Annotated in this window: 11 protein-coding genes; 6 read left to right on the forward strand and 5 right to left on the reverse strand. The window is 67.0% G+C overall.

Annotation, left to right across the window (positions count from 1 at the left end):
• Nucleotides 1-475: 475 nt before the first annotated feature.
• The 5 genes from CCR97_RS18910 to CCR97_RS18930 form a co-directional block, all read right to left on the reverse strand.
• A complete protein-coding gene (locus CCR97_RS18910; protein WP_111355053.1) occupies nt 476-919 on the reverse strand; it encodes a PIN domain-containing protein in 444 nt (147 codons plus the stop codon).
• 2 nt (nt 920-921) lie between these two features.
• Nucleotides 922-1,173 (reverse strand): type II toxin-antitoxin system Phd/YefM family antitoxin, encoded by a 252-nt coding sequence (locus CCR97_RS18915; protein WP_111355052.1) that lies wholly within the window; start codon nt 1,171-1,173, stop codon nt 922-924.
• Nucleotides 1,174-1,301: 128 nt separating this feature from the next.
• Nucleotides 1,302-1,475, reverse strand: a complete 174-nt coding sequence (locus CCR97_RS18920; protein ID WP_170145639.1) for a hypothetical protein — start codon at nt 1,473-1,475, stop codon at nt 1,302-1,304.
• A gap of 41 nt (nt 1,476-1,516) precedes the next feature.
• Nucleotides 1,517-1,711 (reverse strand): type II toxin-antitoxin system Phd/YefM family antitoxin, encoded by a 195-nt coding sequence (locus CCR97_RS18925; RefSeq protein WP_111355051.1) that lies wholly within the window; start codon nt 1,709-1,711, stop codon nt 1,517-1,519.
• 116 nt (nt 1,712-1,827) lie between these two features.
• On the reverse strand, nt 1,828-3,261 hold the full coding sequence (locus CCR97_RS18930) for a mannose-1-phosphate guanylyltransferase/mannose-6-phosphate isomerase (protein ID WP_201159758.1): 1,434 nt from the start codon (nt 3,259-3,261) through the stop codon (nt 1,828-1,830).
• A 427-nt stretch (nt 3,262-3,688) separates the two neighbouring features.
• Here CCR97_RS18930 and CCR97_RS18935 point away from each other — a divergent pair, with 427 nt between their 5' ends.
• The 6 genes from CCR97_RS18935 to CCR97_RS18960 form a co-directional block, all read left to right on the forward strand.
• Nucleotides 3,689-4,234 (forward strand): transcriptional activator RfaH, encoded by a 546-nt coding sequence (locus tag CCR97_RS18935; protein ID WP_111359970.1) that lies wholly within the window; start codon nt 3,689-3,691, stop codon nt 4,232-4,234.
• A 146-nt stretch (nt 4,235-4,380) separates the two neighbouring features.
• The gene (locus CCR97_RS18940; protein WP_146618922.1) at nt 4,381-4,716 is read left to right on the forward strand and encodes a hypothetical protein; all 336 of its coding nucleotides are present in this window, start codon (nt 4,381-4,383) and stop codon (nt 4,714-4,716) included.
• Between the two features lie 398 nt (nt 4,717-5,114).
• A complete protein-coding gene (locus CCR97_RS31810) occupies nt 5,115-6,542 on the forward strand; it encodes a YqaJ viral recombinase family protein (RefSeq protein ID WP_244670554.1) in 1,428 nt (475 codons plus the stop codon).
• Nucleotides 6,543-6,676: 134 nt separating this feature from the next.
• Nucleotides 6,677-7,513, forward strand: a complete 837-nt coding sequence (locus CCR97_RS18950; protein ID WP_201159759.1) for a nucleotidyltransferase domain-containing protein — start codon at nt 6,677-6,679, stop codon at nt 7,511-7,513.
• A gap of 141 nt (nt 7,514-7,654) precedes the next feature.
• Nucleotides 7,655-8,425, forward strand: coding sequence for a hypothetical protein (locus CCR97_RS18955; RefSeq protein ID WP_201159760.1), 771 nt, complete (start codon nt 7,655-7,657; stop codon nt 8,423-8,425).
• A gap of 119 nt (nt 8,426-8,544) precedes the next feature.
• The coding region (locus CCR97_RS18960) for a nucleotide sugar dehydrogenase (RefSeq protein ID WP_201159761.1) at nt 8,545-9,166 on the forward strand (622 nt) is incomplete at its 3' end.

Genomic DNA, 9,166 nt, shown 5'->3' on the forward strand with positions numbered 1-9,166 from the left:
GGGGAGGGGGGCTGGCAGGCGCCCGTTAAAGCCGCCCTGCCGCCCTGGATCCCAGCCGCCGTTCCCGGTTCCCGGCAGATCCCGCCTGTTCCCGGCAAATCCCGGCTGATCACCCGTAAACCCGCCGACAGCCCTTGCCGTTATCGCGCGTGCGATGATCCGCGTTATCGCGCGGCGGCCGATGACGGCCGCAAGGACGCGATCATATCCTGTGTCCTACCGCTTCCATGTCTTTCGGTCCCGGCCGGTGATGTGAACAAACCGTGCACAAGAGTTCGCCCGATGCGCCGATCCTGAGTCGCTTCTGCTCTGCGCTCCACGGGTCTATGGCGCGCGGCTTCCTTTGACGGATCCTGACAGCCGTTCACACCTGCCTATAACGCGGGACCTGCCCCCGGTTCGGGCGGGTTGGTGCCGACCGAGCGCAGCAAGCAGGCGACGCGCCACATACCCACCTGTCGCGGCAGCTCGCCTGTCAGGCGCGGGCCGAAGGCAACTGCTTCAGTGGATTGGCAAGCGGCACGCCGAGCGATGTGAAGTGCCGCTCATTCGCCGTGAGCACCGTGAATCCGCGCGCGGCGGCCGTGGCGGCGATGGCGATGTCCTGGAAACCGGGATCATGCGCGCGCGCTCGGTCGAAAATGGCGCCGGCGTGGCGAGCAGCATCCACATCGAATGGCAGGATGCGTCCGGCGTAGAAATGCTCGACAGCCGCGAGCCAGCGACGCAGGCGCTCGGCCTTGGTGCTGGCGCCGATCCGATCGGCGCGGGCAATGCCAGCCTCGATCTCGGCGATGGTGACGGTCGAGATGTAGAGCAGGTCGTCATGTTCACGCACCCAGGTCGCGAAGGCCTCGGGGCCGACCTGGCGCTTGGCTGGAGCATCGGCAGAAACGATGTTGGTGTCGAGCAGATACAAGGTCAGAGACCGGTCTCACGCAGGGTGCGCGCGGGCTTGCGCGACCGCTCCGGGATGTCGCCCGGCTCGCCGGGGAAGGCAAGCAGCAGATCGGCGAAGCTCGGCACCTTGGAAACCCGCTCCCACTCCTCGAAGGAGACGAGAACGGCTTCCTTGCGGCCGTGGCGGGTGATGACGGTCGGCTCGCCGGCAACGGCCCGATCGACTACGGCAGAGAGCGTCGCCTTCGCGTCCTTGAGTTGGAGTTCCTTCATCGCACTGTACCTATATATGACCACCGATAGTCATATTTGTATCGCATCCCTGTGTCTTTGCAAGGGGCGGAACGGTCGGATCGGCCGGATCGGCGGCGCAGGCGGCAGGCTCGTCTCCCCGGGGGGGATCACGTGGCGGAGCGGACCAGCGCCTTGATCAGCTCCGACGCGGACAGGTCGGTGCCGCCGGTGTCGGAGGCCCCTGCTGCGCTTTGGAGGTCGAGGCCGTAGTCGGCGGCCGAGTTCGCGGCGGAGCGGCCCCTCGATCGGCGACGCTGCCATGACGGCAGGACGCGCGCCAAGCTCGATCTGCGGTCGCCCGAGCGCTGGCTCGGTGCCGCGGTCAGGCACTGGGCCGGTCGCCAGATCGCCGCCTGCGTCGACGGCCTGGAGGCCGTGCGACGATTGATGGAGGCACGAGACGCGCGACCGGGCGACCGTTCCGCGCAATGATGATTTCCGTTTCTGCTCCGGCCTCCACCGCCTCGATAAGACGAGACAAGCTCGACTTGGCTTCGAGAATATCGACGGTCGGCATGTCCTGGCTCCGGAATCCAGCTAAGAACGACTGACTGCGATGTCAATGCACTCCGGAGGTCTGCGGCGACGTCTCGCCGCTCGCCCGACATGCTTGGGCGCGGGATTGAATTCCGCTCACCTCGTCGATTCGGCCGTTCGTTTATAATCGTCCTCGAGCCGGACAATGTCGTCCTCGCCCAGATAGCTGCCGGTCTGCACCTCGATCAGCTCGAGCGGGATCTTGCCCGGGTTGGCGAGGCGGTGGACCGTGCCGATCGGGATATAGATCGACTCGTTCTCGTGCACGATCCTGCGCGTGTCGCCGGTCGTCACCTCGGCGGCGCCGCGAACGACCACCCAGTGCTCGGCCCGGTGATAGTGCCGCTGCAGCGAGAGCTGGGCGCCCGGCGACACGACGATGCGCTTCACCTGATAACGTTCGCCGCGGTCGAGCGAGTCGTAATGACCCCACGGGCGATGGCACAGCCGGTGCGCCGTCGCCTCGCCGCGGCCCTGCTGCTTCAGCGCCGCGACCGCGCCTTTCACGTCCTCGGCGCGCGAGCGCGGCAGCACCAGCACGGCGTCCGGCGTGGTGACGATGACGAGGTCCTTGACGCCGAGCGCCACGGTCAGCCGGTCCTCGGCATGGATCACGCAGTCCTGCGTCTCGAAGGTCGCGGCCGGCCCCGACACCACGTTGCCGGCGGCGTCGCGCTCGGCGATGTCGAACACGGCGTCCCACGAGCCGATGTCGGACCAGCGGAAGCGGCCCTCGATCACGGCGGTGCGGTCGGTGCGCTCCATCACGGCGTAGTCGATCGACTTCTGCGGCGCGGCTGCGAACGCCTCGGCATCGAGCCGCACGAAGCCGAGATCGAGCGAGGCCTCGTCGACCGCGGCGACGACGGCGCGCGCCATCTCGGGCTCGAAGCGGGCGAGCTCGGACAGCAGCGTCTCGGCGCCGAACAGGAAGTTGCCCGAGTTCCACAGATAGCCGTCGGCGACGTAGCGGGCGGCCGTGGCGACGTCCGGCTTCTCGACGAAGGCGGCGACCTTGGCGACGCCCGCGATGCCGAGGCTCTCGCCGCGGCGGATGTAGCCGTAGCTGGTCTTCGGCGACGCGGGCAGGATGCCGAAGGTGACGATGTTCCCCGCGACGGCGGCCTCGAGCCCGGCCGCGCAGGTCGCCTCGAACACGTCCTGATCGAGAATCACGTGATCGGCCGCGATCGCCAGCACCACGGCACCAGGATCGCGGCTGCGGGCGAGCGCCGCGCCGGCCGCGATGGCCGGTCCCGAGTCGCGCCGCAGCGGCTCCAGCACGACCATCGCGTCGATCCCGAGCGACTCCGCCTGGGTCTTGGCGAAGAAGCGGAAGTCGTTCGCCGTCATGACGATCGGCGGCGCGAACAGGTCCGGATTGGAGACCCGCGCCAGCGCCTGCTGATAGGTCGAGCGCTCACCGACCAGCGGCAGGAATTGCTTGGGCATCGCGTCGCGCGACACCGGCCAGAGCCGCGTGCCGGATCCGCCGGCGAGCAGCAGGGGGACGATTTTTGGACGAGCCATTGTTGAGCCACACCGATTACGATCGGCGGCAAAATAGCAATTCGGCAGGATATTGCGATCTATACGATATTGTTATGTTAATGCGCCCGAAGCCGGAGGTCTGCGCGCACCAAGACAATCGGCCGGCGGGGCCCGGGCAGAGGCCGGGCTCGAGATGGAGCGCGATCGCGAACTTTCGCACCGGGGGCACGATGACGCGCCTGCCGTCGTGCGCATGTGCTGGGATTGCCGTGTCTTGGAAGCGTGTGCCGGTCGGAGGTATAATTTTCCCGTCTCATCCATCATGTAGCGTTATGAGTAGCTTCGGAGTGCCGCTTATTAACGTGAATGGTGCGGGAAGCGAAATATCAGTCTTATGACCGATTGTGTCTGGCGAAGGTTGTGTTAATAACGCATTGGTGTGAGGATCAATCGGGTCTACGGCGCGATGCTCGATAGAACGTCGAATGTGTTCGCAGAATCTTCAACTCACTACGAATGTTCGACCTGGATCGTTGTTAACACTCATCCTCATAAAGAGCGGATCGCCGCAGAAAATCTTCTGAATCAGTCCTACACCACCTATTGCCCGGTCATTCGGGCTCAGGTCCGCCATGCCCGCAAGACGACGGAGGTGCGGCGGCCCTTGTTCCCAGGCTACCTGTTCGTAGCGCTCGATCCGCTGCGAGAGCGCTGGCGGCCCATCCTGTCGACACTGGGCATCCGCACGATCGTCCGGAACGGCGAGGTGCCCAGCCGTATGGACGGCCGCTTTATCGCCAGTCTCAGAGCTCGCGAGGTGGACGGGGCGATCGTCAAGCCGACGCAGCCCTATGTGATCGGCCAGAACGTCAAGATCGCCGGTGGTGCATTCGACGGCCTGGCTGCGAAAGTCATCGCGATGAACGAGAAGGACAGAGTCGTCGTCTTGTTGGATCTGTTGAACAGGACCGTGAAGACGCATCTGACGGCCGATCAGCTTCGATCGGCATGAGGTGGCCCGGGCCGACCGGTCGTGACATCGCTTCGATGCGGTTGCCGAACCGGCTTCTCGAATTAAAATGCATCGTTAGACGGCTAGTGATCACCATCGATCATAACGGTTTGTTTCTCAGCAGGTCTGCCTCGGGGAGTTCGAGAATGGTTCGGTTGTACATCACCGCCTCCGCGATCGTGATCTCGCTTGTGGTGGCCGCCGGCGCCCAGGAGGGCCAGCGCCTGTCGTGCACGGGCGCGATGATCGAGCCGACGGCCTTGGCCAAGACCCCCCAGACCATCCAGGTGACGGTCAAGTCCGGCAACGTGTCCGTGGACGCCGGCGGCAAGACGACCGACGCCCGGGTCGTCAGCAACAACACCATTCAGCTCAAGTTCGAGGCGGGAGATCTGGTCGGCGAGTACTTTCATTACACAGGGCAACTCTTCATCATCTATCCGAGTGGGCATTTGGCGCAGATGACGTGTTCAAAGAAGTAGCGTTGAATTTTGGAATAATTTCTCTCGCTAGGTTCTGGTATCTAATCACTTTTCCTTTTCGTGAGGGCCTTGCCTCAATCGAAGGCCGGGACCCCCGCCGTTCTCGTCCAGAAATTCTATTCCGCATCCCTCTAATGCGGCCCGCATCGACCTGATCGCGTCGTTGGACACGACCCGCCGCGATCGTTCGAAGTCGACGACCGTGGACAACCCGAGGTCTGCCAAGCGAGCAAGCTCCTGCTGATTGATGTCGAGAAGCGCTCTTGCTGCACGGCATTGTGCGGGCAATAGCGCATCAACATTTTCTGTTGACGTTGGGCGTTCCGTCCCCATATCAATAAAAAATGTTGAAGCAGCCGATGCGTTCTTTAGGCGCACCGCAATCAGAGGGCCCCCGAATGAAGTTTAGCTTCGCAAAGCAGGAACTCTGCCGCCGCACCTTCCTCGGCGGCTCCGACGCTCGGATCGTCATGGGGCGGGACGAGCGTGCGCTGACGCGCCTGTGGCGGGAGAAGCGGGGCGAGGTGGCGCCGCGCGACCTCTCGAACGAGCTCGTCGTCCAGCTCGGGCACGCGACCGAGCCGCTCAACCGGCGCTGGTACGAGAAGAGGACCGGATACCGGGTCGGCCACGTCCAGCGGCGCGTCGCGCATGTCGCGCTGCCGTGGATGGCCGCGACGCTCGACGGGCTGGTCGAGGAGACCGGGGCGGTGTTCGAAGCCAAGTTCATGTTGCCGTGGTCGTTCTCGGAATCGGCTGCGGTCAGGAAGCACATGGCCCAGCTCCAGCACAACATGCTCGTCGTCCAGGCCCGATCGGCGGTTCTGTCGATCATCACCGGAGGCGGCAAGTGGGTGCTGGTCGAGGTCCAGGCCGACCCACTCTACCAGACGATTCTCCGCGCCGTGGAGAAGGCGTTCTGGCGGGCCGTGCAGACCGGGGAGGCACCCCGGCTGTGGGACGACGAGCTCCCGGAGCCACGGCTGCAGGCGATGCGGGTGGTCGACATGGCGACATCGAACGCCTGGGCCGAGTACGCGACGCTCCTGCGGGGCACGCACCCGACCTCGCTCGCGCACCAGCGGGCCCAGGCCGAGCTGCGCGCGCTCCTGCCGTGGAATGCCAGCGAGGCGTCTGGGCATGGCGTCCGCGTGGTGCGCACCGAAGCCGGCCGGGTGACGATCAACCTGACCGATCACGGCAGGGCCCGGCCGCAGGATGTTTTGCGCGGTGGTGCGGTGGGTTCAGGGGCCCCGGTCGAGGAGGCTGCGCCGAGGTTCGGCGCGAGGCGGGCGCCCGCGTTCCGGGTGGTCGACCGGTTTCGCGACGAGCCCGGACGGGCGGTGGACGGCTGGGTGGACTTCCCGGCGTCCAGCGACGCCCCCGAGCCCGATGAGGAGGCGCCGGCCGGAAAGCCCGGCCCGGACGGGGTGGAGGAGGAGGGCGGACCGGTGCCGACCGGCACCATCGACAAGAGCGTGCTGTCGATCGCGACGCCGAAGCGCCGCCGCGACAAGGCCCATCTCGGCTTCGTCGCGCGGCGGCCGTGTCTCGTCTGCGGCCGGCGGCCGTCCGACCCCCATCACCTGCGCTTCGCTCAGCCCCGTGCGCTGGGCCGCAAGGTCTCGGACGAGTACACGGTCCCGCTCTGCCGGACCCATCACCGGGCGCTCCACCGCTCCGGCGACGAACGGCGCTGGTGGAGCGCGGTCGCAATCGAACCGATCGCGGTCGCGCAGTCGCTCTGGAGCACCTCGCGCCGCTCCGAACCGAGACGCCGGCAGCTGTCGTCGAAGACGGGTCCCGATCCCGCCTCGGCGGCCTGAAGCGGGGGAGGGCGTCCCGGCTCGCGCTCACGCGTGCTCGGGGTCGCGTCCGCTCTCGCTTTCTCTCTGCCTGCCTCTCACTCCCTCTCTCGCCCCCCAAGACCACCAACAACCGGACCACCGGAGGCTGCCGCATGCGCATCGACAAGAACGAGACCATCCTGGGCTACAAGATGACCCTGATCCGTGACCTGTTGCGCCGGATCAGCAGCCGCATCTGGACCGACGAGGACATCGCCGCGCATTTCCACATCCCGCTCGCGCGGGCCGAGCAGCTCGCCGACGCCCTCATCCGGCGCGGCTTGCTCACGCTGAAGCCGGACGCCGAGGGGAACGAGCGCGACCTCGTGGTGACGGATCTCGGCCAGCGCCTGTGTGCGGCCCGCTTCCTCAAACCCATCGCGAGGAGCCGGGCCGATGCGATCATCGCCGACACGCTGGTGCGGATCGAGGCCATCAATGCCCGCGACGAGCTCGTCTACCGGATCGCGGAGGCGCACGTCTTCGGCAGCTACTTTCGCGGGGAGGCCGAAGTCTCGGACGTCGACCTCGCCGTCCGCCTCGCGCGCCGGCGGCCCGGATCGAAGTTGTCCGAGGAGAACATGAACCGGGTTCGCGCGAGCGGTCAGGTGAGTCTCACCTTCCTGCGCATGCTGACGTTCGGCTCGAACGAGGTCCTCAAGCTGCTGCGTAGTGGCGCCCGCCACCTCCATGTCACGCCGTGGGACGTCTTCGAGGAGCTCGGCGTGCCGAGCCGGCGCATCTATCCGCCGCTGTCCGAAGGAGACGCCGAAAGCGGCACCGGCACGGGGCAGGGCGAGGTCAGCGGATCCGACCCGACGCCCGGACCCAGGCCGCGCCCTGGTGCTCCGTCCCGGCGCAGCCTGCCGAACCGCGTCCCGTCAGAACCGCAGGACCCGCGGCGACCGGCTGCACCGAACCGGCCGGTGCCACTCAGGCCCGCCGCCTGAGCGCACGATCGAGCCGCACGGCGACCCGTGCCGCGGGGCGAGGAGGGGCGCCCCTGCGGGTTCTCGGATCGATTGCTTCATCCCGATGCCGATAGAGCCGGTGAGACGAGCGAGACAACCGAACGGACCACGGAACGCCTTATGTCCGACGACATGAACGACGCGCCGGCCCCCCTGTGTGGCTTCTCCAGTGACGAGATCCGGTCCCTCCTGCGCCGGATCGGCGATCAGATCTGGCACCCGATCGACTTCACCTTGCGGCTTCGCATTCCCCCGCGGGCCGGCTTCGATCTCGCGAACGCCCTCCTGGCCCAGGGGTATGTCGCGGGCGTCGCCGGGTGGCGCGCCGACAAGGGCCGGCTCCCGGGTCTTGCGCTGACGCCGCTCGGCCGACGTCTGACCCGGGAGCGCCGGCTGCAGTCGATCCCGCGCCGGCAGGCCGCGGCCGTCATCGCCAAGGTTACGGCGCGAATCGCGGACGTGAACGGCCGCCCCGGCTTCATGCATCGCATCGTCGAGGCCCATGTGATCGGGAGCTGGTGCTGGGCCGAGGAGGAGGTGACCGTGGTCGATATCGGGATCCGCCTCGCTCTGAGGCCAGAACGCGCGCGCCAGATGAAGCTGGATCTGGCCGCAGAGCACCACGCCGTCGCACGCTTGGCGCGTCGGTGGAAGGTGCTCGACGTCGCCGAAATCCTCCGGCTGGTTCAGGGCCGCACGCCTCACCTGCGGGTCTACGCCTATCGTGACGCGGCCCGGCTCGGGCCGTGGCGGGAGCGCGTCTATCCGCCGGTGACGGACGAAGGCGACGGACATTCCGTGTCGAGCACGCAGCAGGCCCGGGCGCGGCGCCGGATCGGGCGGTCGAAACGGCGCCGGGTCTCGGGAACAAAACATAAACGAAGACGGTAGCCGCGACCACTCCGCACAAATCGACCTTGGCGCCGCGCTCTTCTGTTCGACGGACGAACATCATCACGGTTTCGTGTTATGTCGGCACCGTATCGCAAGTGACATTGGAGAGGCTGTCGATGCGCGTCGCAATGATCGGCACCGGCTATGTGGGGCTCGTGTCGGGCGCCTGTTTCGCCGATTTCGGCCACGAGGTGACCTGCGTCGACAAGGACGCCGGCAAGATCGCGGCCCTGCAGGCGGGCGAGATCCCGATCTACGAGCCGGGCCTCGACGCCCTGGTCGCCTCGAACGTGCGGGAGAAGCGGCTCGACTTCACCACGGCGCTGGCCGGCCCGGTGGCGGCCGCCGACGCCGTGTTCATCGCGGTCGGCACTCCCTCGCGGCGCGGCGACGGCCACGCCGACCTCTCCTATGTCTACGCCTGCGCCCGCGAGATCGCGGCGGCGCTCGACGGGTTCACCGTGGTGGTGACCAAGTCGACCGTGCCGGTCGGCACCGGCGACGAGGTCGAGCGGATCATCCGCGAGACCCGGCCGGACGCGCAGTTCGCCGTGGTGTCGAACCCCGAGTTCCTGCGCGAGGGCGCGGCGATCCGCGACTTCAAGCATCCCGACCGCATCGTCGTCGGCACCACGGACGAGCGCGCCCGCAAGGTGATGACCGAGCTCTACCGGCCGCTGTATCTCAACCAGGCGCCGCTGATGTTCACGGCGCGCGGCACCGCCGAGCTGATCAAGT

It is taken from the genome of Rhodoplanes elegans (assembly GCF_016653355.1).
GTDB classification, from domain to species: Bacteria; Pseudomonadota; Alphaproteobacteria; order Rhizobiales; family Xanthobacteraceae; genus Rhodoplanes; species Rhodoplanes elegans.